This window comes from Providencia sp. 21OH12SH02B-Prov (assembly GCF_027362595.1).
GTDB lineage: Bacteria > Pseudomonadota > Gammaproteobacteria > Enterobacterales > Enterobacteriaceae > Providencia > Providencia zhejiangensis.
On the sequence record NZ_CP114796.1, the window covers coordinates 2,483,940 to 2,509,146 of the forward strand.

Consider the following 25,207-nt stretch of genomic DNA (forward strand, 5'->3'; position numbering starts at 1 on the left):
ATGTCTGGAGGTAATTGGAGTCAATTCCCGCTAGGAGTTCAACTCCCAACATCAGCAACGCCACCGATGATTGATATACCAGTATCAAGTTGCATGGTGGCACATGTGACGCCAAGCTGGATACCTGAACGAACGAAATACCCCATGAGTTTATTTACCTATGCACCATTAATTAATGGACAACAAACCTTTGCTGCCGTTGCGGAAGCTATTCGTAAAGCGAAAAAAAGTATTGATATTATTACATGGGGCTTTCAACCCTCTATGTATTTTGAACGTAGTTCGGATGCCCGAGAAGGTCAATATCCGATGATTGGCGAGTTGTTAGAGCAAAAGGCCAATGAAGGTGTGCAAGTGCGTGTACTTGTGTGGTTTGATCATGTGGGAAAACATTTTGAGAAAAGCTTTCCCGGTTGGGGGAAACAAGTGATATCGCCATCCCAACTCAATGATTTTCTTGTCTTTGGTGCAAAGCTCGATTATCAAACCCAAAAACAATATCAGTTTGATATCGCTTGGAACCGTAAAGTTCATATGGGCCTTGTCAAAAACTTGTCAGTACGGACTCGTGATATTGCAATGAGTATACCTGATTCGCGATTAAAAGATGTTACGGCGCGAACCAATCATCAATTTTCGAGTCAAGAAACTGAGCTAAGTGCTCGCTGGGCTGCTTTAGCGGCTGGTTCAACGCATCATCAAAAAGCGGTTTTAATCGATTATGAAGAGCCTGAAAATGCGATTGGTTTTGTGATGGGGCACAATATGCACTCGGAATATTGGGATCAAGATGCACATGCCATCACTCGTTATAAGGAAGAGTCATGGCTTGGTCGCGATGGCGTAACTGCGTGGCAGGATACCTCAAACTGTGTGTATGGTGAGCTACTGTATGATTTAAATGATAACTTTGTGTCGGCGTGGAAAAAAACTGATGGTTTTTTCGCCAGCAAAGGTGACGATGTAGAGCAACTTGCACAGAGAGAAAGTCGCTCACGATGTGACTATATCCCGACACCTGAGCATATCAAAAAACTCAACGCCCATTACACATTTTTAGCCAATAATCCTTTAGTTCCCACGGGCGGAAAAATTTGCCGAACCCAGCCACAACACGATGAATACGATATATTAAAAGCCTATGATCATGGTGTTAAACATGCCCGTAACTACATCTATTTTGAAAACCAATATTTTCGTTTGTCATCTATAGCGACCAATTTACGGGATATGGTTGAAGAACGAAACCGACGTTTTTTACAAGCTGCTGAAACTGACAGCAAATTACAAAGCATTAAACCACCTCCGTTCTATCTTTTTGTTGTCACTAATTCAACGGAAAAACCCTCTGTCGGAAGTTCGAATGAAGTAGGCGGTTATCAAACTTATAAGATGTTAGAACAACTTGGTCGTCGAGATTTAATGAAAGAGCACGTTTACGATCAATCGTTCAAACCTAAGTCGGGTTATTGGGGGGTCTATATTCGAAGTGAAGATATCAAAAGCCCTGATGATATTCAGCCTGAAAAAATTGAGGGGCTAGAAACAATGATCTGTACACTTGTCTCTCCTGATTCGGATAGATGGCAGCAAGTGTATGTACACAGTAAATTAACTTTAGTCGATGATACCTTTTTAATTCAAGGCTCTGCCAATATTAATTTACGCAGCATGGCATTCGACAGTGAAATCGCCGTGATATTGCAAGATACCGATGATTTTCCAATTGTGAAGCCGTTAAGGGAAAAGTTATGGGGATTGCATAAGAGGACGGGGAGTGTTTCAAGTGATTTGACAGTCGAATTTAAAGAATGGAAAAAAATAGTTGCTATAAATGCGAGCAATAAAAAAAATAAAGAATCACCTAACGGATCATTAATCCTTTTTGAAGATAAAACTATTAGCCTAAAAAATGCGGATTAACTGATGAACATAGAAATAAAAATCGCATTATTATTGGGATTTATTCTGCTGACGAGCTGTAAGCCTATCGATAAAAAGGACGTCACTGTGACTCAAAAAACAGAACCTGATTTAACTTTCACTTGTGTGTATGAAAAAGACACGTTACCGCCCGTTGATCCGGAAGCGGATGTTTGGTTTAAACAAGCGCGTGAGCTTGAAAAAGTGAATAAACATCAACGAGATTATAAGCAAATTGGTGATCTCTACCGCAAAGCCGCAGAGCGTAATCACCCTAAAGCCATGCTTAACTTAAGTAACTTAATCAGTTATGGCAAAGTGCCCCCGATTGGCGGGAAAGGCCCAGCGCAAGAAGTGTGGGATATTATCCAAAAAATGGCTAAATTGAATATCAGCTATGGTTATTACCAAATGGGACATTATCTCGATACGGGTTATGGTGTACCTGCTGATAGAACGAAAGCGTTAGCTTATTTTAGGCAGGCTGCCGATTTAGGCAGCCCAGAAGGGCAATATGTTATTGGTGATATTTTTCTCGCTCAACGTTTATCAGATAAAGACAATCCTGCTTATCAACCTGAAATTGGAAAAAAAATGCTTGCTTGTGCTGCTCAACAAGGTAATAAAGAAGCTGCATTTACAGCAGCGATGTTTTATAAGAGTGTGGAAAAAAACTTTGACATAGCATTAGAATTTTTTCAATTAGCATCGGAAAATGGACATAGAATCTCAGCTTCAATACTCATTGATACATTTAAAATAGACACAACACCAAAAGACTATTATTACCTAGCGGTTAAACCAGACCCAGAACGCTCAGCCCGTTATGAAGCAATTGTCAAAGAAATGGATGCTTCTGACGAAACCGCCAAGTTCCCCGATATCGATAAAATCGTTCCCCTCCCCCCTGCTGAACTCCCTGAGTGGGATGGGTCCTTTGAATATAAAAAACAGGTTGAAGGACAATAATCATGACTTGTTCCTTTTTATCCTCTAACCATCTAGCCTGTCAATATGCTGTCGTCGTATTAGGCTTGCTATTGATGGGTTGTAAACCCATTGATAAAAAGGACACCATTGTAACTCAAAAAACAGAACCCGATTTAGCCTTCACCTGTGTGTATGAAAAAGACACGCTACCACCCGTTGATCCGGAAGCGGATATTTGGTTTAAACAAGCCCATGAGCTTGAGAAAATTAATAAATATCAACGTGATTATGCCAAAATTGGCGAGCTTTACCGCAAAGCCGCGGAGCGAAACCATCCTAAAGCGATGCTGAATCTCAGTAATTTAATCAGTTATGGCAAAGTGCCTCCGATTGAAGGTAAAGGTCCAGCGCAAGAAGTGTGGGATATTATCCGAAAAATGGCTAAATTGAATATCAGCTATGGTTATTACCAAATGGGACATTATCTAGACACGGGTTATGGTGTAGCTGCTGATAGAACGAAAGCGTTAGCTTATTTTCGTCAAGCTGCAGATTTAGGTAACCCTGAAGCTCAATATGTTATTGGTGATATTTTTATTTCTAAACGAGTATCCGATAAGAAAAATCCTGCATATCATCCTGAAATAGGTAAATCCATGTTAGATTGTGCATCTATGCAGGGGCATGGAGATGCGGCATATCGACTCGCTAGTTATATGCGCAATGTTGAAAAAAATAATATTAAAGCTAGTATTTATTTCCAGTTATCAACAAAAAATGGAAATCGTGATGCCGCATCAACCCTCTCTGATGTATTTGATTTAGCGACTACATCAAAAGACTATTATTATCTAGCGGTTAAGCCAGATCCGGTACGCTCAGCTCGCTATGCGGCTATAGTCAAAGAAATTGACGCATCTGACGAAACCGCCACATTCCCCGATATCGATAAAATCGTGCCCCTCCCCCCTGCTGAATTACCAGAATGGGATGGCACCTTTGAATATAAAAAACAACAGGATAACCAATAAAAGGATCTTAACATGCGCGCACTTGTTCGATTAGGTGACAAAACTACTCATGGCGGCGAAGTTATTTCCGCTTCTGGCTCGATGATGTACGGTAAGCCCATTGCCTTAGTGGGAGATAAAGTCAGTTGTCCGAAAAAAGGACATGGTGTCAATGCCATTTTACCCGGATCAACGCGCATTTTAATATCCGGTCGCCAAGCGGCATTGAATGGTTTTCAAACCGAATGTGGCTGTACCCTCATTGCGAGCCTTTCCTCGTCAGGTGAACAGTCATGATGAGTTGGAAAATCCCCTCTTTAGAGCATCCACCAGAGCCTCCATTACCGCGTGTGGGGCTTTGGTTGTTTTTGGTTGTTCTCATTGGTATTGCTGGATTTGGTATTGGCGTGTATTTATCTTCAATTACCGTATTGTCTAGCGAAATCAGTAACAATCAAATAATCGCTTTATTTGTTGTTCTTCCGGTGATCATTATCTTGTTCATCCGATTACTTGTTTATTCAATCACGGCTTATCGTCATCAACTTTTTACGAATATGTTAGATGACGCCCACAATGAATGGCGTTATTGGGCGGGTAAGCACCTTGGATTATTAACGCATTCACGATTAACTCAAATCGATGAAGAGAAACTAGAGGGCGTACCTTTATCTTCATTACCAATCAATAAAGATAATATATTGACACTAAACGCCTTGAAATCCCTTTCTTCATGGGAAAAACAAGAAACGGCGATACAAAAATTGCTTGCCCCAATCGCGGCATTTTATCATCAACACGCTCTCACACAGCCGATAACACTGTATTGGCAAGCAGAAGAAAGTGGGACTAATTGGACGGAACTTATTGAGCAGGAAGCCGAACGCTTATCATTGACGCTTGAGTCTGTTGAAATATTACCATACATGTCTCTCAGTGAATGGCTATTGACACTGTATGAAAACTCCTTTGAACCTAAGTTATACGCTATTTTAGCATTTCAATTAGACTCAACGGCGAGTGAAGAGGCCGCTAGTCTATTACTCGCCCCTCAAGGATTCTACGAGAGTTTAAGAGTACCTATCAAAGCGAAGATCCTGCGCCCAATATCTACGGATAAAGAATCTTTTTCTGATGCATTGAAAACACAATGTGAATTTCAATTAAGTGGAGAGCAATTAACCGCCATCTGGCATAGTAATATTAGTGATAATAATAAAGGGGAATGTATTCAGGGTTATATTCAGCAAAACATGGCTTGTCTTTCTGAATATTTTTATGATGCTGATGCCCTACTAGGGATAAGCGACTTAGTAAGGTATGGAGTGGTGTTGTCTTTAGCAAGTGAATCACCACAACCTGTACTCATTACTCATCAAAATGGGAACAATCTGTTCTTACAACAATTAGTTACCTAACACCACATACCAAGAAATGGGTATTAATGAATAGTCTAGAGTTACGCTTTTATTCAGGTGCTCCCTATTATGAATAGCCTTTATGCTGATATACTTTTACTTAGATAATGTTATCAGCACTAAGTTTAATACGATACTTTTCTCTAAATGAGTACACCGCTGAGTACAAAATATAAACCTTAAAATAAAATCATTATGATTCAATTAAATAACCTAAACCTAACGGTTTAATGTGTAAGCCTATACTCTAGTTTTAGATTGTCCCATTAAGCATCATTTAAAAACAGCATAAAATTCATAATATTACTATGGTTTTATGCTGTTTAATGTCTCACTGAATTTCATGAAAACTCACACCTAAATAAATATATTGCTTATTTATCTTCTCTTTTTTCAGTGAGTATAATCATATAAACCCACATAATTACTTGAATTTATTATATTTACTGACACAAAATACAGAACAGCAAAATCTAAAGAAAAACTTTCCGTATCAATGACTTCAACGGTTTGTACCTTGAAGTGAAACCCAATGGTAAAAAAGCTGGCAGTTTCATTTTCAAATAAATGGAAAATCGAGCATGCTGGCATTAGGCAACTACCCATTGGTAACACTAGTTGAAGCCAGATCTAAATGTGATGATGCTAGAAAGCTCGTATCAGAAGGGATTAATCCAACACAAGCTAAGCAACTAGATAAGATCAGAAAAGCAAACGAATCTGCAAATACACTTCAAATCATCGCAAAAGAATGGTTGCAAATGAAAGATTGCGCTGATGTGACCAAATACCGTCGCCTTTGATAGATCCTGTAAATAATTCTGTGTATCTGTAATTTCTTACGGCCATAAGCATAGTAAAATCGTTAATGTTAACTTCTCCATTACAATATAGAGAATCTAACTATAATCATCCTAAATTTTCATAAAGAGAGGCTAATAATATATTATTTAATTAAAGGCGATGTATATTTATTCACTGACAAAACAGTTTCAATAGTAATAGATTGTTATCTCTAACACTCGAAAGATAAGAAAAGATTAATTTCAAAGAGAACAGTATGATGTGATTGCTAGAACAACAATGCTATCAAGTAAATGATGAGCAATGCATAACTTCTTTTAGCGAGTCATCATGATAATAAGTGACCTTGGCCACTTATTATCTAAATACTCATTGTTGAATTAACCAAAAGTGTAATAACGCTCAACATCCTTTTCCGCATACTCTTGGTGTGTATATCGATGCTCTTCGTAGTAATAATAATTTTTATCACGCCCAATAGTAGGCTTAATCACTGTAAAGGTCTCAACATCAACACCTTCAAGTAAATGTGCCTGACACCAGATGTTTTGCCCAACACGGCAAAAATTGCTTTTTGGATAAAAATATAATTCACCATCATCAGGTAGTGTTAATGGTTGAAGTTGTTGATTGAAGTACCATATATGCTGCTTATCACGCCAATAAGCCCCATGATAAACATCAATGAGTTCTACTGTTGACGCATCAGCGTTCTCTATATTTTTCCAACAAATCCTAACATTGTTAGCATCTTTCACTAACCCTAAACGCCAATCAACAATTTCAAAACTGTGGGGATCGAAACCTTCTAATAATTTTGTTCCCTCCCAGACATGTTTTTTATCGAGATAATAATTTTCTTGTTGGCGAAATGTTGCTGCGTCAGCATGTTCTAACACACCGTTATAATAAAAGACTTGATTACCCGATATTGAAAATATGTTGTCAAATTTTGTCACAGTACGAGGGTCGACTCCTTCAATTTTAAAAACTCCCTGCTGGTGGTTTGAGCCGTAAAAAGTATTTTTATCGATATAATGGCTATCATTGATTTTTTGAAAAGTTGCCATATCCACGGTGATAGAGCCAAGCTTAAATTGACGATTTTCTATCACAGAAAACCATAATGTATTGTCGATTTGTAATATAAAGTCAGTGTCGTAATCCCCCTCAAGCAAACGAATCGTTTTTCCTAATAAATTCGTATCTATCAATATGGGCATATTTAACGATAGCTTAGGATGCAGCCATACCGAATTATTGTCAGAATAGATATTGTTTAAACTATCGGTAAATATGCGCTTAAACGTGAAAGGATTAGCATTAGGCAATACCTCATTTTCCCAGCTAACAACCTGAGTTCCATTAGAGAAGAAATCTGTGTTTTTAATATGAATACGGTTATCTGGGGTCGCATTACGCAAATATATATTGTACTGACGTTTAGTTTGATTCCATAATTTGCTATCAATCCATTTTTTGGTCATGTATTCAATCTGGTGATTAATCTGTAATATAGGGTAATTTATCGGAGAATATTCATGGCTAAAGTCGATGTAAGGTGCCCATTTTGTCAACAAACTCCCTCAGTGAAAAAACATGGCCTAGGGAGTACAGGTCATCAACGTTATCGTTGTCAAGACTGCTGCCGAAGCTTCCAACTCGACTATGAATATCGTGCCTGCCAGCCCGGTACCAAAGATAAAATTATCGACCTAACGATGAATAATGCCGGTATTCGTGATACCGCTAGAGCCCTTCATATCAGCATTAATGCGGTTGTTCGCACTTTAAAAAACTCTCGCCGAAGCAGGTAACCTCTTTACCCCTTGATAATCTGCACATTGAACTCCTTTGCGAAGTCGATGAACAGTGGTCTTTTGTGGGTAATAAGAAGCAACAACGCTGGCTTTGGTATGCGTGGGAGCCCCGCCTAAAACGGATAATTGCTCATACGTTTGGTCGTCGAAACAAAAGGACTCTTCACCAGTTACTGGCTTTACTGTCTAGGTTTAATGTGGCTTTTTGGTGCACGGATAAGTTCAGTGCTTATGAGATATTGCCCAAGCAGAAACATGTGGTAAGTAAGTTTTATACGCAACGAATAGAAAGAGAGAATTTGAACCTGAGAAACCGCTTGAAGCGCCTTAACCGTAAGACGTTAGGTTACTCGAAGTCACCTGAAATGCATGACAAAATCATCGGTACATTCATTGAACGCGAATACTACCTATTATGATGATCTCTATATTGAATACACGACCACATTTTGCCACTCACTCATATCATCACCTTCGCCAAATTCTCAGCAATTGCTTGATTGAGTTTTGCTTCTTCTTCTAATTGAGCTTCGAACTCCGCTTTCAACTGGGTAAAGCGCTCTTTAAAATCAAAATCATCTTCCTCATCGGCAAGTCCTACATAACGACCTGGAGTTAGCACATAATCCAGCTCAGCCACTTTCTCAACGGAAACCGATGCACAAAAACCCGCAACATCTTCATAAACACCGTCTTTATTACGCCAATTATGATAAGTATCCGAAATTAGCTTAATATCATCATCGGATAACACTTTAGTGCGGCGATTAATTAAATGACCAAGATTACGCGCATCAATAAACAGAATTTCACCACTCCGATCTTGATATTGAGTAGAGTTCTTACGGTCACGACGCATAAACCATAATGCCGCTGGAATTTGCGTATTAAGAAACAGCTTAGCAGGCAGATTAACAATACAATCGATTACATTGGCATCTTTAACTAATGCTGCACGAATATCGCCTTCGCCTGAAGTTTTCGACGTTAATGCGCCTTTCGCTAATACAACACCGGCTTGTCCTTTTGGTGACAAGTGATACAAGAAGTGCTGCATCCATGCAAAGTTAGCATTACCTACAGGCGGAGCTCCATGCTGCCAACGAGCATCTTTGCGCAACTGTTCACCAGACCAATCAGAAACGTTAAACGGTGGGTTAGCAATAATAAAGTCAGCACGTAGGTCTTTATGAGCATCATTAAGAAACGAGCCTTCACTATTCCATTTCACTTGTTCAGAGTTAATGCCTCTGATAGCCAAGTTCATCTTCGCCAAACGCCATGTGGTCTGGTTAGATTCTTGCCCATAAATCGAAATATTATCGATATTTCCTTGATGTGACTCGACAAATTTTTCAGACTGCACAAACATACCGCCGGAACCACAACATGGATCGAATATACGACCTTCATAAGGCTCAAGCATATTCACTAATAGAGAAACTATCGATTTAGGTGTATAGAACTGGCCGCCTTGCTTACCTTCCGCAAGAGCAAACTCACCTAAAAAATATTCAAAAACATGGCCTAAGACGTCAGCGGAACGTGATTTAGCATCCCCTAAAGCAATATCACCAATAAGGTCAATCAATTCCCCTAATACCGTCGCATCAAGGTTTTGACGTGCATAAACTTTCGGAAGCACCCCTTTTAGTTGCGGGTTATCCTCTTCAATCGCCTCCATTGCCTCATCGACTAATTTACCAATATTCGGTTGTTTAGCGTTACTGAGAAGGTTTGACCAACGGGCTTTCTCTGGAACAAAGAAAACGTTATAAGCCATGTATTCATCGCGATCTTCAGGATCTGCACCAGCAAACTCACCCTCACCTTTTTTGAGCTTTTCATAATGCGACTCAAAAGAGTCAGAAATATATTTTAAGAATATCAGTCCAAGAACAACATGTTTATATTCGGCAGCATCAATATTTTTACGCAGCTTATCTGCTGATTTCCACAGAATAACTTCTAATGGTTCAACTTTTGTCTCTTTTGGTTTTCTTGCCATGATTCCATTACTTACATCAATAAAGATAATGGAACTATTGTGACTTATTTATTGATGAAAATCTAACTATGGATGGCTTATTTTAAGGATCAGGCCGATTTTACTACCTCGATATCCATCAATAAAAAGGCCACCACTTTTTATGGGGATAAAAATCATAGAAATAGTCACAGTATGTTGATATCTATAATCTTTACAATAACTACAACATTTCTATCGCCAAATCATGCCATGCTTTCGCTCTACGGCTTTGCGGTATATTTTTCAGTGTTGCTAATGCTAATTCATACGAAAGTACCGGCTCAACGACAGGGATGATCGATAAACCATCAGCCCGCGTTTTATTCCACATACTATCAGGCAGCAAGGTGATGCCGACACCTGCTCTCACCATTGCAGTAACTAAATCTAAATGGCCACTACGCCCCACAACCGTAGGCTTTTTCCCATAAATCCCGCACGCACTAGTGACGAGTTCATTAATTCGAAAATCATCTGAGAAAAAGATAAATGGTTCATCGACAACCTCTGCAAATTTTACCGAGCTGTGCAGCGCTAATGGATGCTGTTCACTCACCAGTAACATTAGTCGGTCCGATGAAAAAACATGTAAATCAAATTGTTCATTTTCGAATGGGAGCATGACTGCGGCGGTTTCGACTTCGCCCTTCAGCATCGCCTCCATCATTTTACGAGAGCCAAGCTCAATAATTTTTAATTCTATCTGCGGATAACGTTGACTGAACACCATGATAATGTCAGCAAAATACGTCGATGCAATCACAGGGGGAAGTCCGACATTTAAAACGCCAGATAACGGCCCTGCTCTTTCTTTGAGTGCTTTATTCATACTATGGAATTGCATCAATATTTGTTTTGCATGACTGAATAAAATCTCGCCTTCATCTGTCAGTCTGACCCCATCAAATTCTCTGACTAATAATGTATAACCAAGCTCTTGCTCCAGTTTTTTTATACTACGACTAATGGCGGGCTGGGTGACAAATAAGTGTTCTGCCGCTCGGCTAAACCCATTCAGTTGTACGACCTCAACAAAATAGCGTAATGAACGTATATCCATTGCTCCCCCTATGACTTTTAGTTATAGATAGAATAATTATAAATAATTTCCGTTAAAGAAAAATCCACGCTAAAACTAATAAAAAGCAGAATTATCGACCATATTAAGTATTAGGAGATAATATAATGAATAAAACCGTCATCGAATATGTTTTAGCTCGTCTAAATGAGATCGGCATCAATGATATTTTTGGTGTTGCAGGTGATTATGCCTTTCCAATAGAGGATGCCGTCTGTGAAAGCACGAATATGCGCTGGATAGGTAACTGCAATGAACTGAATGCAGCATATGCAGCAGATGGCTATGCGCGTATTAAAGGCGTTGCCGCCCTTTCTACAACATTTGGCGTCGGTGAATTAAGTGCATTAAACGGTATTGCTGGATCTTATGCCGAACATCTTCCTATTTTTCATTTAGTTGGTATGCCTACCAGTGGTGTACAAAAAAACCATCGCTTAGTCCACCATACACTTGGTAATGGTGATTTCGACGTGTTCTATCAGATGAGCCAACATTTAAGTTGTGCTCATGCGATTTTGACACCTGAAAACTGCATTGCCGAAACAGAACGTTTGATAGCGACGGCTCTTCATGAGCGTCGACCTGTTTACATAGGATTACCATCAGACTATGCAGTAATGCCCGTTATAGCAGATAAAAACACTGAAGAAACCATTATTCATAAAAGTAATAGTGCGTCATTATCATCCGCCGTTACTGCTATTTTGGAAAAACTCAACTCAAGCCAAAAAGCCTGTATTATTCCTGGTATCTTAAGTGCTCGTTTAGGCTATACCGATGATGTTCAAGCAATTATTGATAAAACAGGATTACCTTATGCCACGATGTTTATGGATAAAAGTATTGTCAGCGAGTCCAATCCATCTTATATGGGCATTTACAATGGTAAATTGATGAACACACAAGTTGGCAACTTTGTTGAAAGTTGTGATTGTGTGATGGGAATTGGCGCTGTGTTGACAGATTTTAACTCCGGAAGCTTTACCGCGACCATCCGCCCAGAAAACCGCATTAATATTCTTGCGGATCATGTTAAGGTTGGCTCAGCCATTTATCCGCAAGTCTATATGCATGACGTGCTCGCTCAACTTAAGCAACTGGCTCCAGCATTAAATCACCCAGGCATCAAAGCTCAAGATCTTGGGGCGCCTATCCAAGGTGAAAATGGGCAAATTACGGCGGGTTATTTGTACCCTCGCCTCGAAAAAATGTTTAAAAAAGATGATATTATTATCGCGGAAACAGGAACTGCCTCAATGGGATTAGGGTTTGCCTTGCTTCCTGAAAATGCACAGTTCCACAATCAAACCTTATGGGGTTCGATCGGTTGGGCGACACCTGCTGCTTTTGGAGCTGCAATCGCCGAACCACACCGCCGAGTAATTTTAGTCACCGGTGAAGGCTCCCATCAACTTACAGCGCAAGAAGTCAGTCAATTCGCTCGCTTTGGCCTAAAACCCATTATTTTTGTACTTAATAATGATGGTTATCTTATTGAACGTTTACTCTGTAAAGATCCTGAAGCGTATTACAACGACCTGCCACAGTGGAATTATGCTCAATTACCTGCCGCGCTTGGCTGCAATGATTGGTATTGTCAAAAAGTCACCACCTGTGATGAATTAGATAAGGCAATTCAACATGCAGAATCTCAAGACAGTGCGGCTTATATCGAGATTGTGATGGATAGATATGCATCCTCAGAACTTGCCGAAAAACTGGGGCAATCCATTGCGTCTTTATATTCGTTCTAAATGATTTTGATTGATGTTATTGCTGGCAGCTTTGACGATGGATATCAAGGTTGCCAGCGATGCCCTGAGTCACTGATACAGTCAGGAAAAAGAAATATCCACATCATTTCTTGATTTATGGAGTATTTTTGAAACCGTCAGCGCTAATTCGAGCAGTTCATAACATAGCGTCAACTTTTGCGATGCGATTTGATCTCGAAAGAAAGCGAATTCAAATATCATATGATTAGTTGATGCTTCATGCGCAACTGAGGTCACCTGACCTTCAATACAAGCTTCCACAGATTGGCAAAGACTCGGTGCACCTTCGACCCGGATGTATCCTTTAGTCCCTTGAATAATAAAGTAACCTGGACTAGCAGAATCTTTTGCACCTGAGCACACGGCAATGGCTGAACCAAATTGTAGTGTTAATATCCCTGAGGTATCGATGCCGTTATAACCTTTATTACACACATAATGGCTATTATCAGGAGCGCCCATTAGTGCAGATAACACATAAATATTATAAAGGTTAATATCGTATAGAGCACCGCCGGCTTGCTGTGGATCAAATGCTGCATGCACGCTACCACGTAAATAGTCATCATATCGGCTTGAGTATTGTGAATAGTTGCCTTGTATAACCTTTATTTCCCCTATTTTATTGATATTTTGTTGGATGAAATGAAAGCCCGGGGTGTGTATTGCCGTAATCGCCTCAAATAAATACAGTCTCTTTTTTTTCGCTAACAGCACAAGCTCCTGTAACTGCTGCCATTCTGGCGTAAATGGCTTCTCGCATATGACATGCTTGTCTGCCATTAATGCCTGAAACGTATAGCTATAATGCAAATGATTTGGCAAACCAATATAAACAACGTCAATTTCTGTATCTTGTAATAGCGCCTCGTAATCTGTGTAAAGTTTATTGATAGCAAATTGCTGACAGATCGCTTCACCCTTTGCAATACTTGATGCTCGAACACATAAAGCCATCACCTCAATGCCCGAAACCTCTGTTAAAGCATCTAAAGCTGACATGATTATTTTTCCAGAACCAATAAGTGCTATCTTCATATGTTATCGACCCATCTAATAGGCTTATACAAAAACGGCGAGCATATTGCCCGCCGTTATAATTTATTTTAGCAATCTCACTTTCACTGATTTGCCTTTAATTTTACCTTGTTGCAATTGTTTCCATGCTTGATGAGCAATAGAGTGTTTTATCGCAACGTAAGCGTGTGTCGGATGAAGAGTGATTTTACCAATATCCGCGCCCTCAAAGCCCAGATCACCAGTCAAAGCACCTAAAATATCCCCCGGACGCATTTTCGCTTTTTTACCACCATCAATACACAAGGTTGCCATTGTCGCTTCAAGCGGTGTGATACTTAACCCTGTTGGCAGTTGTTTCCAGTTAAGCTTCATCTGCAACATCTCTTCTAGCACGTTTGCACGTTGAGCTTCTTCGGGAGCACACAGGCTGATCGCTAGCCCCGTTTCCCCAGCTCGCGCGGTACGACCGATACGATGAACATGCACTTCAGGATCCCATGACAGCTCATAGTTAATCACCATTTCGAGTGATTTTATATCAAGGCCACGTGCTGCTACATCCGTTGCCACTAATACACGGCTACTACCGTTAGCAAAGCGAACCAATGTTTGATCTCGTTCACGCTGTTCCATATCACCATGAAGAACTAATACACTTTGACGACTTTCATTCAAGGCATCATAGACTGCTTGGCAATCTTTTTTGGTATTACAAAAGACAACGCAAGAAGCGGGTTGTTGTTGACTCAGTAACTTCTGTAATAAATCCATTTTTTCATGGCGAGCAACTTCATAAAATTGCTGTTCAATCGCGGGTAATTCATCGACAGTATTTATTTCAATCGTTACTGGGTTACGCTGAATACGTTGACTCATCGCAGGAAGAGTTTCCGGCCATGTTGCTGAGAACAATAGTGTTTGGCGATCGACAGGGGCATAACTCATCACCTCATCAATATCATCAGCAAATCCCATATCTAACATACGGTCAGCTTCATCCAATACTAAAGTTTGCAGCGCATCCAGTTTGACTGTTTCTTTACTTAAGTGATCAAGGAGTCGACCTGGCGTCGCCACAATAATATGCGCGGCATGAATCAAAGAATCACGTTGCACACTAAATGGCACCCCACCACACAGGGTTAAAATTTTAATATTGGCCATATAACGTGCTAAACGACGTAGTTCACTCGCGACTTGATCTGCCAATTCACGGGTTGGACATAGAACGAGAGATTGCGTATTAAACTGTTTCGCATCAATATGTTGTAAAATACCTAATCCAAAAGCGGCTGTTTTACCGCTCCCTGTTTTTGCCTGTGCACGAACATCTTTGCCCGCCAGGATAGCGGGTAACGCCGCTTCCTGAATGGGCGTCATCGTTAAGTAACCTAGTTCAGTGAGGTTGGTAAGTTGTTCTTCAGGGAGCGTGTTAAGTTCAGCAAATGAGGTCACAATAAAAATTCCGAGTATAATAAAAAGCTAATGGATAGCCATGATACTATCCCTTTCCTAGCATGTCGTGAGGAATTTACATAAATGGCACCTCAGCAAGTCGCTTTATCGCTTTTTTCAATGTTCATACCCGTATTTACCTATATAGAGCCTATTAGCAATTTTTATTATTGCTATTAATGACTCAATTTCATGCTTTAAATACGGCAAACTCCACAACATATCGAATATATAAATTTCGTAAAATAAAAGGTTAGAGACTATTTTATCTCAACATCTCATCACTGATTATTGCGCTGCTTTTGCGATTTTCCTGTATCCCTATCCTTTATCTCTTAGTCTCACTGTAGAACCGCTATCCAGCAAATAAAAAATGTTCGGTTTAGTCACTCTTTCTTGATAGATTAACTTAAATAAAACTCAATCTTTTATGTTTTATTTATCTATTACGCCACTCTTGACCATCAGAAACTAATAAGATCGATTCGTTTTTTTTCAAAAAACGCGGATTATCACTAAAATTCAAATACACTTCGGAGGTATATTGAGAATTATTGTTGATATAAATTCTTTTCGTTTTATTAAGTAAAGATGCTGTTGGAATAAAAATGGATTCACTCCATTCACTATCGCTAAGATTGATGATAACGACTTCATGTTCTTGCAGGTATCCTTTAATATCATTCGCATAAATATCCTCATCATTTTTAATATCAAAATAAATGATGACCCTTTTGAGTTTTTCTATGGCATTTCTAATATTTGGCAACGCACCGATATGACCACGAACTTCATTCCCTTGAGCAAGCCCCGTTTCAATCAGCAAGTTTCGCATTTCCAACGGATATAAAACATGGTTTGTTGCTCTTTTATACCAAGATTGAATCGCTACAACCGCAGAAGTCACTATAGCGCCAGCAGATGAAGTACCCGCAAAAGTATGCGTATAATCATTATCACCGGCCGGCACACCATCGTATAGATCGCCAATCCCCGTTGTTACAACAGTCCAGTCACCCCATCCTTGTACATGAACCCTTGTTCCATAATTAGAAAAACTGCATTTATTACGGCCTATTTTGGTTCCCGCCCCCACCATAATCACGCCATTGTCTCCCCAACTTCGATACTCGGCAAACTGCTCGCTCTCTAAATCCCAATTACCATTACCTGCTGTCGCGACCACGATAATACCGGCATCGGTCGCCGCTTTAATCATATCCCAAATAGCTTTATTGTAATCTGCGGGCTCTCCATAATATTCCTGCATTTCGAATAAAAAAACATCGCCAGCCCTTAATTGTTCTAATCCAATCGCAATATTGGTCGGCCGGGTGCTGTAACCCTCTGTAAATTCAGTAACACCGTACACAACATCGGCATCATAGACCATGCCTGTAATTCCAGACTCATTGTTTTTTGCATATAATACGCCGACTACATTCGTGCCATGGTAATCAAACTCATGCTTTGATAATGGAATTAACTCAACAAAACGCGCGCTTTTTAAATCAATATGGTTAAAGTTAAAACCCCAATCGATAACAGCGATCCTAACACCTTGGCCCGCAATACCAAGAGACCACGCATACATCATATCGATACCATAATAATGCCCCCTATTCCCATATTTATAATCTTGGTAATGCGTAAAATTAGGAGAATCACAAAAAGTATTATTTATTGAAACTGCTGGAGGCAACGGGGACGTTTCCGGTATCTTTTGGATATAGTCAAAATAAGGTAACATTGACAACGCGTTTATTGTGGCATTGAGTTGCTCTTCATTCATTTCTTTTTTAATGCAAGCATAGTAAATACCGACTAAACTTTTTGTATTAACTTTATTATTTTTATTATTATTTCTAATAAAAGAATCTGGCATAGCAGGAATAAAATATAAATTCTTTAATGGATTATCTTCTCTAATACAATCCTTAATATTAATGCTCAATCCATCATTGATTAATAAATAGCGAGATTTCACCTTAACAATTAATCTTTGTAGCTTTTTCACAACTGACTTCCTTTTTTGCAAAATTGAAAATCATTAATGATTTTCAAACCTTCAATTAAAGACAAACACTTTTATTTTCGTATTTTGATGTTCCAGCGTAAGGCAGTCATAACTCCACTATATGGAGACCTATCCTATCAATAACTACATTTACACTTCATAACATAATGCAGTATAAAAATATCAGAATATCTCCTTAATTTAACACCCCGAATCATCTCATAAGATGAGCATTGAAAATAAAGTTTAATATATAACATTATCAAATATTGACATACTCATTAGTCAATAAATAAGTTAAAGAATACCAACTCAATACCCTCCGTGTTGGTAAGTATTGAGATAGGTATTCATCACAATTAAATGCTTAATAGTATTTATTAAAATAGAAAGCGATAATAAATTATCTTTTTTTACATGAATTATTATCTGACATTCCACTCTTCACCATCAGAAACCAACGAAATAGATTCATTCGTTTCTAAAACAACAGGAGTTGAACTAAAGTTAAAATAGACTTCTGCATCAAGTGTCGCATAATTATTAATATAGATTCGTTTACCCATATTAAATCCCGATGCCGCAGGAATATAAGTTGTATTACTCCAATTGCCATTGCCAAAATTAATAATAACTACTTGATAATTATTAAGATAAGAATTAATTTCATTTGCGTAAATATTTTCATTATTGATAACGTTAAAATAAGTAATAGATTTTTCTAGCTTTTCAATTGCATTCCTAATATTAGGCAAAGGCCCGATATGACCATGGACTTCATTACCTTGGGCAAGACCCGTTTCAATCAGTAAATTTCGCATTTCCTCTGGATATAAAACATTGTTTGTTTCTCTTTTATACCAAGATTGAATCGCTACAACTGCGGAAGTCACGATTGGCCCAGCGGCAGATGTACCAGAAAAAGTATTTGTATAATCATTATCGCCATCAGGGAGGCCATTATATAAGTTCCCGCCCCCTGTTGTGACAACAGACCAATCGCCCCATCCTTGTACATGAACCATTGTTCCATAATTAGAAAAATTGCATCTATTACGGCCTATTGCGGTTCCCGCACCGACCATAATCACGCCATTGTCACCCCAACTTCGATACTCGGCAAACTGCTCGCTATCTAAATCCCAATTACCATTACCTGCTGTCGCGACAATAATAATACCCGCATCGGTCGCCACTTTAATCATATCCCAAACGGCTTTATTATAATCCGCAGGTTCTCCATGATATTCCTGCATTTCGAATAAAAAAACATCCCCCGCCCTTAATTGTTCTAATCCAATCGCGATGCAGGTTGGGCGAGCGCCATCACCATTAATGTATTCAGTAACACCATATAGAACATCGGCATCATGGACCATACCTGTAACACCAAAACCATTATCTTTTGCATACAATACTCCCGCAACACCCGTTCCATGATAATCATGCTCATGTCTTGTCAGTGGGATTAATTGAATAAAACTCTCTCTTTTTAAATCAATATGATCAAAATTAAAACCCCACTCTATATCTGCAATTCTAATACCTTGACCTGCAATACCGAGAGACCATGCATATTCCATATCGATACCGCTATAATTACCCATAAATCCATTTTTGTAAGTTTGGCGATAGGTAAAATCAGGCGTATCATATGAAGAAGTTTGTAATGATACTGTTGGAGGCGGTACTTCTGATATTTTCTGAACATATTCAAAATAAGGAAGCAATGATAGCTTTTTGATTATTTTATTCAATTGTTCATCAGTAACCTCTTTTTTTAAGTCAACATAATAGATACCTAAAAGATTTTCTGTATTCAATTTGTTATTATTATTACTAAGCTTCATAACAAACGAATCTGGCATAGCTGGGATGAAATGATAATTCTTTAGCTGATAATCGTTTATCATATCCTCTTTAACTCTAAATCTTAAGACATTATCAATTAAAATATGTTTCAATTTTATTTTAACAATCAACCTAACTGTTTTTTTCATAACTTTATCCTTTTTTGGTTTTATCAATCAATTTAATATTAGAATGCTTTTTCTTATTTTCATTGCTTACCAACAAATAAAAATAAAAAATCGAATAGAAGTGCTATTTTCTTATATTAAATTACACCTTTTCATTTTCAGATATCATTTACAGTATGTAAAACCAAGAATAGCATCATCACACGAATATCTTTATAGTTACGTTATAATATATATAGTTTATAGTAATGCACATTAATATAAAAAATCTTCATATAATGAATCAAGAGATCACCTGAATAATAAAATAGCCTTAAAACATTAATTAAAGATATCCTTTATAAGATTGATTTATCGTTAATACAATTATTATGAATAATTTTTTATTTTAATTCGATTCATCCTTTTATAATGGTTTTATATTATTCTTATAAAACATCCTTAAATTGGCAGGATAACAACTATTTCTAGAATAATGGTAATCGAGCAATTCATCCTCGTTAAGACGTTTAAAAAAATGTTAGTCAGCCCTAAAAAGACAAATGAAACACAACTATCAACTTAGCATCATTAAAAAATAGTCAATTACTTGTCATGTTGTATAGTTTTTATTTAAAACTATGCAGTTTTATTAAACATTGCCTTATTCGCAAAACTTCGCATCCATATCGCCATATGGATAACTATAAGCATGATATGCTGTATCCATATCATTTCATTTTTATAAAAATCAAACAGCATGACATGGTTAATAACAACAAAAAAAGTTCAACACAAGATAACGAAATTTAAAAATCATCTTTATTTTCATTGATATACCAAAAACAAAACCAACTAATAACAAAATAACCGTCATTTTTTCAAATAAATATCCAACTTGTAAATACTTTGATCCAAATTATCAAAAAAAACAATTATTTAGTTTAATACACCAAAATCACTTTACATAACAATACAAAAATCCACTATTGATCACATTATCAACATAAAATATCAAATAATATGACCACCGTTAAATAGGAAGTGGTATGAGCATAAACCACTTATCCGTTTATTTAACACTCAAACATTAATTTATTTAAAAGTAAGGGGTATTAAAATGAGTACAACATTTATTGAAAATAGCAGCATTGCATTTGCAAGTAATAATAATGGCGAGTCTTGGCAAATCTCACAAAAGAAAGGTATGCTGACGGGGATTACTGGTGCGGTATCAGGTCTAGGTGCAACAGTTAAACTTAAAGGTGATATGACTTTTGATATTATAAGTCTAGAGTCTTCGTCAACCTACAATAAATTACTCAATGAGTATAAGTTTGGTGGCGGCGTTTCAGGCTTCTTTACATGGATTGGGCTTAGCGTTAATGCTGAAGTTCATAAGGAAGAAATTCATGAGGTGCTCGAACAATTACAGAACTCTCAGAAAGTGACTGGTCGAGTGACTATTGATATGAACGTGACAGGTTTATATCCTAATGTCGAAGTCACTGCTATGGCTTATGTTAATGTTCTCCAAATTGAAAACTCAACAGGTAATACATTTAGAATTGCGAGTGCAGGTAACCCTATTGATGATACGGGTGCGACAGATGAGAATGGTAATGACCTACCAACAAAAGACAATAACTCAGTAATTTATTTATAATGTACAGGTTAATTTTTATTTATGCTTTAATAAATAACTAATATGACCTCATACATATTTAATTATGAGTTTATTATATTAATCTATCTACTGTCATATTGCTCAATGAGCAATTACCCTTTGCTCATTGAGCTTTATATTTCATTAATTTTCGCGCCAACACAGATTTATTTTATAGATAAAATTCGTCATCAAAAATAGAAGAAGAAATAAAACGAACATATGATTAACTTTAAAAACCGAATGTACTTTATTCAATGGCAGCGAGCTAATTTAACCCAAAAGTCAAATAAAACACTACATAAGACTCGTGTGTTTCGACATTTAAGCGGCCTCTATTATTAAGACAATATCTTTTTAAACATTGTCAATCATTACTTTAATGAAAATTTAATTCTAAATCTAACTGTATTAATTTTTTCGCAATTTGGAGTAAGTTAAAAATGAAAAAAATGTCTCGAGGTGTACGAAATAATAACCCTGGTAATATCAATTACAATGAGGCTCATTATTGGAAAGGACAGCTACCACATGATAGTTCTATTGAAGATAAATTTTGTCGTTTTGAATCTCCGGAATATGGTGTTCGGGCATTATTCGCCTTACTTCGTACCTATCAACGTAGATACTCACTACAAACCGTATCGCAATTAATCACACGATGGGCACCACCCGATGAAAATAATACAGATGATTATATTCATTATGTTGCTCAAAGTTTAAATGTGTCCCCTGATACGTTTATTAACCTTGAAAACAAAACCATTTTAATCAATCTTTCGACGTCAATCATTAAGTATGAAAACAACTCACAACCTTATGATGAATTAATTTTTGAAAAGGCATGGGGTTTACTGTAATGAATGTCTTAAATCATCTAACGATGTGTATTTTAAACTGATGATTTAGTATTCCAAGTGGAGAGCTTTCAGCTGTTTTTGAGTTTAAGTGATTTTTAGAAAATTTATTTATGACATTTTAAACTATTGGCAGTTTTACTTATCTGAACCTGTTGATATATATCTCAGTTTACAGAATATAATGGAGAGAGTGGATAAATTAATTAATAGACAATCGATTGATTATCTGTAATTGTTTTTCCACTGCTCAACAAGTTAAAAAACGAATATCGCCATCAATCAGGGTTCGGAACATAATAACACAAACCGTATAGTGATTTTTGAGAAAACATGATTAACCTAAAATTATAACTACTTATTCATTTTTCAAAAAACCATTAATTTGTTTTTTATTTAAAACAATATTGCTATTTATATTGCTACTTGAATCAAGACCAATATAAGTAATGATATTTTACTATTTTAAAATAGTAAAAAACCATAGAGAGGCGCTGACCTCATCGTTCTTAATCACTTTTAAAATATTTTTTGATAAATATATAATATAAGGGCACTTCTGATGAAAAAGACATTTATCACTCTATCGGTGTTATCTATCTCAACAACCACATTAGCTTATGATACGACCTCCCGCCACGGTTATATTGATAATCCACCCAGCCGAGCATATCTCTGTTCATCAATGGGGAATAATCTCAATAAAATGTGTGGCGCCGTCCAGTATGAACCTCAGTCGGTTGAAGGAGCAAAAGGGTTTCCAGATAGTGGCCCTAGAGATGGGGAAATCGCCAGTGGTGGCAATGCGAATTTTTCTACATTAAATGAACAAACTGCTCAGCGTTGGCATAAAGTCGATATCCGTAGTGGAAGAAATATATTTTCTTGGTCATTAACCGCGCCACACAGAACCACATCATGGCAATTTTTTATCACTAAGCCAGATTGGCAACAAAATAAACCTTTAACGCGTGCTGATTTTGATCTAAAACCATTTTGTGAACAATATGATAATGGGAATATCCCAATAAATAGAGTGAAAATAGACTGTAATATTCCAGAACGCACGGGGTATCAGGTTATTCTCGGTGTTTGGACTATTGCTGATACCTCTAATGCATTCTATCAGGTTATCGATGCCAATATGTCAGCTAAATAATGCGTATTTATAGAGTATTATTTAAATAACGCGTTGTTTAAATAATCCGCTAAACAATGCGTTATTTGAAAACTAACTTAAGAGCATAAAAACGTTTTAATATGATGAGAAAACCATTATTGGAAAGTAGATATTTTCCCCTCTACTTATAGCTTATTAACCGAATATGCGGTGATATCAAGCCATATTAATTTGCTACCCGCCTCGCTGGGAGTCAGATGCCCTTCACCAATATCGGGCAACCACCACCCTCCTTGGTTTACTTTCATGCTATTACAATTCGCACCAAACACATCCCATTCACCCGCTAATACATATACCATGCCAGCCTGTCCTATTGGTAAACGATGTTCCTGAGTAATAATTTGACTCGTCACCGACCAGCGTTCAGGATTAAATAAAAGATTGAGTAAGCGAACAGATGAACCTTGTAATTCAAGCTTGGCAAGCTGCTGGGCAGGAGCATAAAAAGTATCGCCAATTTTGGCCATTGAATGCCTCTGTTGTTGACAATCAACAATCGACAAATTGCCGTTATCAAGAGAAACACAAAGACGTTTCCCTTTTGTGTATTGCTTTAAATAATTCGAATCGCTAACCTGCGAAAGACTTGCTCGTAGTGAGAAGTCAGATGCGACAGGCCAACAAAAAATTTCGGCATTAGTACCATAACTCTCTTGCCATTCTTCGATCGGTAACTCAGTCGCATCAAAACATTTAATTTTCATACATTCCCCCGAGCAATCGCTGTCCATTAACTTTCGTTTCTCGTATTAAGAGTGGCAAAGTTAACCGCCCAAGGCAATGTTCCTACATGTAAAGTGTGACTAGCCGCGTTTCTCAGCAATCAACGAATGGCATAAACGACCCAGAGTTTTCATTGCCTGTTCCAACTGCTCATTCCAAGTGAATGACGCATTTAATCTAAATGCATGATTGAACTGATCACTGGTTGAGAACATGCTGCCTGGAGCAATACTGATTCCCTCTTTAAGTGCGAGCTGATAAAGGTGTATCGCATTAAATGGAGGTTCAAATTCTAACCATAAGAAATAGCCACCTTTTGGTGTATTCACTTTGACTGAGGATGGCATATATTGCGCTATAGCGCCTAACATTTGATGTTGGCGTTGCTCCATCGTTTGCCGTAGCTTACGTAAATGATTGTCATATCCACCTTGAGTAAGGTATTCCGCAATGGCAAGCTGGGTTGGCACACTGGCAGATACTGTACTCATCATTTGTAAATGTTGAATCTTGCTCGCATGCTTACCGGCAGCCACCCAACCGACACGGTAGCCTGGTGCTAAACATTTTGAAAATGACGAACAATGAAAAAAATTGCCTTTCACATCGAGGGCTTTAGCGGGTATTGGTTGTTGATTACCAAAATAAAGCTCGCCATACACATCATCTTCAATGAGAACAATTTGATTCTTGTTGAGGATCTCCACCAGCCTTTTTTTATTGGCAGGTGGCATTGTGCCTCCTAACGGGTTCTGATAATGAGTCATGAGCCAACACGCTTTGATTGGATATTTTGCCGCAATATCTTCCAGCGCATCCAAATCAATACCAAACAAAGGATCTGTTTTAATTGCGATTGCTTTTAATTTGAGGCGCTCAATCGCTTGCAATGAACCATAAAAGGCCGGTGATTCAATAACAACCCAATCACCAGGTTGGGTCACTGACTGTAAACTCAGCACTAACGATTCCATCGCTCCTGCGGTGATCACTATCTCATCGGGAGCCACGTGGATCCCTTGGCTAGCGTATCGCTGAGCAATATTTCGTCGTAATTGTTCATTACCCGGCGGTAAATTGGCTGTTGTATTAAATCTTGCTAAACGACGAGCTACTGAGGCTAGTGTTTTTCCTAGTTTAGGCTCATCAAGTAGTGCGGGTTCAGGGAAAGCCGAACCAAATGGAACAATATCAGGATCCTTACAAGCTTGTAGGACACCAAAAATCGACGCATTGATTTCTACATTTTCATTAAGATGTAGTCCTTTACCGCCTTTTGCCGCAGCGAAATTGGTATTTCTGCGGGCAACATAATATCCCGATTGTGGCCGTGCGGCTATCCAACCTTGGCTTTCAAGTAATTGATAAGCTTGCACTACTGTCATCAAGCTCAATCCAGACTGTTTTACACTTTCCCTAAGTGACGGTAACCTATCACCAACTTGCCAGATATTATCTTCAATCTGTTGGCGTATTTGTGCAGCCAGTTGTTCGTATCGCGTCATACCCGCCTCAACTGTTATAGTTAATAACTAAAA

19 protein-coding genes and 1 pseudogene are annotated in these 25,207 nt (G+C 38.0%); 11 read left to right on the forward strand and 9 right to left on the reverse strand.

Annotation, left to right across the window (positions count from 1 at the left end; genetic code table 11):
* From O7C57_RS11705 to O7C57_RS11730, 6 genes and pseudogenes are all read left to right on the forward strand, one after another.
* Complete coding sequence (locus O7C57_RS11705) at positions 1-1,923, forward strand: phospholipase D-like domain-containing protein (RefSeq protein ID WP_269723172.1); 1,923 nt, start codon at positions 1-3, stop codon at positions 1,921-1,923.
* Positions 1,924-1,926: 3 nt separating this feature from the next.
* Complete coding sequence (locus tag O7C57_RS11710; protein ID WP_154623086.1) at positions 1,927-2,892, forward strand: SEL1-like repeat protein; 966 nt, start codon at positions 1,927-1,929, stop codon at positions 2,890-2,892.
* Positions 2,893-2,894: 2 nt separating this feature from the next.
* Positions 2,895-3,884, forward strand: a complete 990-nt coding sequence (locus O7C57_RS11715) for an SEL1-like repeat protein (RefSeq protein ID WP_154623087.1) — start codon at positions 2,895-2,897, stop codon at positions 3,882-3,884.
* 12 nt (positions 3,885-3,896) lie between these two features.
* Positions 3,897-4,160 (forward strand): PAAR domain-containing protein, encoded by a 264-nt coding sequence (locus O7C57_RS11720; protein WP_154623088.1) that lies wholly within the window; start codon positions 3,897-3,899, stop codon positions 4,158-4,160.
* On the forward strand, positions 4,157-5,281 hold the full coding sequence (locus tag O7C57_RS11725; protein ID WP_154623089.1) for a hypothetical protein: 1,125 nt from the start codon (positions 4,157-4,159) through the stop codon (positions 5,279-5,281). The genes O7C57_RS11720 and O7C57_RS11725 overlap by 4 nt, the downstream gene beginning before the upstream one ends.
* Positions 5,282-5,720: 439 nt before the next feature.
* A pseudogene (locus O7C57_RS11730) lies at positions 5,721-6,081 on the forward strand (Arm DNA-binding domain-containing protein); the annotation flags it as partial.
* Between the two features lie 384 nt (positions 6,082-6,465).
* On the opposite strand, the gene O7C57_RS11735 reads toward O7C57_RS11730, so the two are convergent.
* Complete coding sequence (locus O7C57_RS11735) at positions 6,466-7,572, reverse strand: DKNYY domain-containing protein (protein ID WP_269723173.1); 1,107 nt, start codon at positions 7,570-7,572, stop codon at positions 6,466-6,468.
* A gap of 54 nt (positions 7,573-7,626) precedes the next feature.
* On the opposite strand from O7C57_RS11735, the gene O7C57_RS11740 reads away from it, so the two are divergent.
* Positions 7,627-8,324 (forward strand): IS1 family transposase gene (locus O7C57_RS11740; protein ID WP_269723143.1). Its coding sequence is split into 2 segments (ribosomal slippage): positions 7,627-7,876 and positions 7,876-8,324, totalling 699 coding nucleotides; the frame shifts between segments, so codons are not numbered across the junction.
* A 41-nt stretch (positions 8,325-8,365) separates the two neighbouring features.
* Here the strand turns inward: O7C57_RS11740 and O7C57_RS11745 are convergent.
* Positions 8,366-9,913, reverse strand: coding sequence for a type I restriction-modification system subunit M (locus O7C57_RS11745; RefSeq protein WP_163861930.1), 1,548 nt, complete (start codon positions 9,911-9,913; stop codon positions 8,366-8,368).
* Between the two features lie 202 nt (positions 9,914-10,115).
* The gene (locus tag O7C57_RS11750; protein WP_154624116.1) at positions 10,116-10,994 is read right to left on the reverse strand and encodes a LysR family transcriptional regulator; all 879 of its coding nucleotides are present in this window, start codon (positions 10,992-10,994) and stop codon (positions 10,116-10,118) included.
* A 125-nt stretch (positions 10,995-11,119) separates the two neighbouring features.
* Between O7C57_RS11750 and O7C57_RS11755 the strand changes: the two genes are divergently transcribed.
* Positions 11,120-12,769 (forward strand): alpha-keto acid decarboxylase family protein, encoded by a 1,650-nt coding sequence (locus tag O7C57_RS11755; RefSeq protein WP_269723174.1) that lies wholly within the window; start codon positions 11,120-11,122, stop codon positions 12,767-12,769.
* A gap of 81 nt (positions 12,770-12,850) precedes the next feature.
* Here O7C57_RS11755 and O7C57_RS11760 read toward each other — a convergent pair whose 3' ends face one another.
* The 4 genes from O7C57_RS11760 to O7C57_RS11775 all read right to left on the reverse strand — a co-directional run bounded on the left by O7C57_RS11760 (position 12,851) and on the right by O7C57_RS11775 (position 19,282).
* Complete coding sequence (locus tag O7C57_RS11760; RefSeq protein ID WP_247047481.1) at positions 12,851-13,792, reverse strand: Gfo/Idh/MocA family protein; 942 nt, start codon at positions 13,790-13,792, stop codon at positions 12,851-12,853.
* Between the two features lie 99 nt (positions 13,793-13,891).
* Positions 13,892-15,265 carry an ATP-dependent RNA helicase DbpA gene (dbpA, locus tag O7C57_RS11765; protein ID WP_163861939.1) on the reverse strand — a complete coding sequence of 458 codons (1,374 nt, stop codon included), beginning with the start codon at positions 15,263-15,265 and terminating at the stop codon, positions 13,892-13,894.
* A gap of 439 nt (positions 15,266-15,704) precedes the next feature.
* Positions 15,705-17,282 (reverse strand): S8 family serine peptidase, encoded by a 1,578-nt coding sequence (locus O7C57_RS11770; RefSeq protein WP_269723175.1) that lies wholly within the window; start codon positions 17,280-17,282, stop codon positions 15,705-15,707.
* A gap of 425 nt (positions 17,283-17,707) precedes the next feature.
* On the reverse strand, positions 17,708-19,282 hold the full coding sequence (locus O7C57_RS11775; RefSeq protein ID WP_154635656.1) for a S8 family serine peptidase: 1,575 nt from the start codon (positions 19,280-19,282) through the stop codon (positions 17,708-17,710).
* A 1,078-nt stretch (positions 19,283-20,360) separates the two neighbouring features.
* On the opposite strand from O7C57_RS11775, the gene O7C57_RS11780 reads away from it, so the two are divergent.
* From O7C57_RS11780 to O7C57_RS11790, 3 genes are all read left to right on the forward strand, one after another.
* Positions 20,361-20,906 (forward strand): hypothetical protein, encoded by a 546-nt coding sequence (locus O7C57_RS11780; RefSeq protein WP_251464296.1) that lies wholly within the window; start codon positions 20,361-20,363, stop codon positions 20,904-20,906.
* Positions 20,907-21,349: 443 nt separating this feature from the next.
* On the forward strand, positions 21,350-21,766 hold the full coding sequence (locus tag O7C57_RS11785) for a structural protein (protein ID WP_269723176.1): 417 nt from the start codon (positions 21,350-21,352) through the stop codon (positions 21,764-21,766).
* Between the two features lie 559 nt (positions 21,767-22,325).
* On the forward strand, positions 22,326-22,922 hold the full coding sequence (locus O7C57_RS11790; RefSeq protein WP_154623903.1) for a lytic polysaccharide monooxygenase: 597 nt from the start codon (positions 22,326-22,328) through the stop codon (positions 22,920-22,922).
* A 146-nt stretch (positions 22,923-23,068) separates the two neighbouring features.
* Here O7C57_RS11790 and O7C57_RS11795 read toward each other — a convergent pair whose 3' ends face one another.
* Both O7C57_RS11795 and O7C57_RS11800 read right to left on the reverse strand, forming a co-directional pair.
* Entirely contained in the window at positions 23,069-23,650 is a 582-nt protein-coding gene (locus O7C57_RS11795; protein ID WP_154623904.1) for a HutD/Ves family protein, read from the reverse strand.
* A 99-nt stretch (positions 23,651-23,749) separates the two neighbouring features.
* Positions 23,750-25,174: a PLP-dependent aminotransferase family protein gene (locus tag O7C57_RS11800; RefSeq protein WP_154623905.1), complete on the reverse strand. Its 1,425-nt coding sequence runs from the start codon at positions 25,172-25,174 to the stop codon at positions 23,750-23,752.
* Positions 25,175-25,207 lie beyond the last annotated feature (33 nt).

Bases quoted from the DNA above. Each gene is read 5' to 3' on its own strand.
- O7C57_RS11705 (WP_269723172.1), top strand. From the start codon at position 1: ATGTCTGGAGGTAATTGGAGTCAATTCCCGCTAGGAGTTCAACTCCCA.
- O7C57_RS11710 (WP_154623086.1), top strand. From the start codon at position 1,927: ATGAACATAGAAATAAAAATCGCATTATTATTGGGATTTATTCTGCTG.
- O7C57_RS11715 (WP_154623087.1), top strand. From the start codon at position 2,895: ATGACTTGTTCCTTTTTATCCTCTAACCATCTAGCCTGTCAATATGCT.
- O7C57_RS11720 (WP_154623088.1), top strand. From the start codon at position 3,897: ATGCGCGCACTTGTTCGATTAGGTGACAAAACTACTCATGGCGGCGAA.
- O7C57_RS11725 (WP_154623089.1), top strand. From the start codon at position 4,157: ATGATGAGTTGGAAAATCCCCTCTTTAGAGCATCCACCAGAGCCTCCA.
- O7C57_RS11735 (WP_269723173.1), bottom strand. From the start codon at position 7,572: ATGACCAAAAAATGGATTGATAGCAAATTATGGAATCAAACTAAACGT.
- O7C57_RS11745 (WP_163861930.1), bottom strand. From the start codon at position 9,913: ATGGCAAGAAAACCAAAAGAGACAAAAGTTGAACCATTAGAAGTTATT.
- O7C57_RS11750 (WP_154624116.1), bottom strand. From the start codon at position 10,994: ATGGATATACGTTCATTACGCTATTTTGTTGAGGTCGTACAACTGAAT.
- O7C57_RS11755 (WP_269723174.1), top strand. From the start codon at position 11,120: ATGAATAAAACCGTCATCGAATATGTTTTAGCTCGTCTAAATGAGATC.
- O7C57_RS11760 (WP_247047481.1), bottom strand. From the start codon at position 13,792: ATGTCAGCTTTAGATGCTTTAACAGAGGTTTCGGGCATTGAGGTGATG.
- O7C57_RS11775 (WP_154635656.1), bottom strand. From the start codon at position 19,282: ATGAAAAAAACAGTTAGGTTGATTGTTAAAATAAAATTGAAACATATT.
- O7C57_RS11780 (WP_251464296.1), top strand. From the start codon at position 20,361: ATGAGTACAACATTTATTGAAAATAGCAGCATTGCATTTGCAAGTAAT.
- O7C57_RS11785 (WP_269723176.1), top strand. From the start codon at position 21,350: ATGAAAAAAATGTCTCGAGGTGTACGAAATAATAACCCTGGTAATATC.
- O7C57_RS11790 (WP_154623903.1), top strand. From the start codon at position 22,326: ATGAAAAAGACATTTATCACTCTATCGGTGTTATCTATCTCAACAACC.
- O7C57_RS11795 (WP_154623904.1), bottom strand. From the start codon at position 23,650: ATGAAAATTAAATGTTTTGATGCGACTGAGTTACCGATCGAAGAATGG.
- O7C57_RS11800 (WP_154623905.1), bottom strand. From the start codon at position 25,174: ATGACGCGATACGAACAACTGGCTGCACAAATACGCCAACAGATTGAA.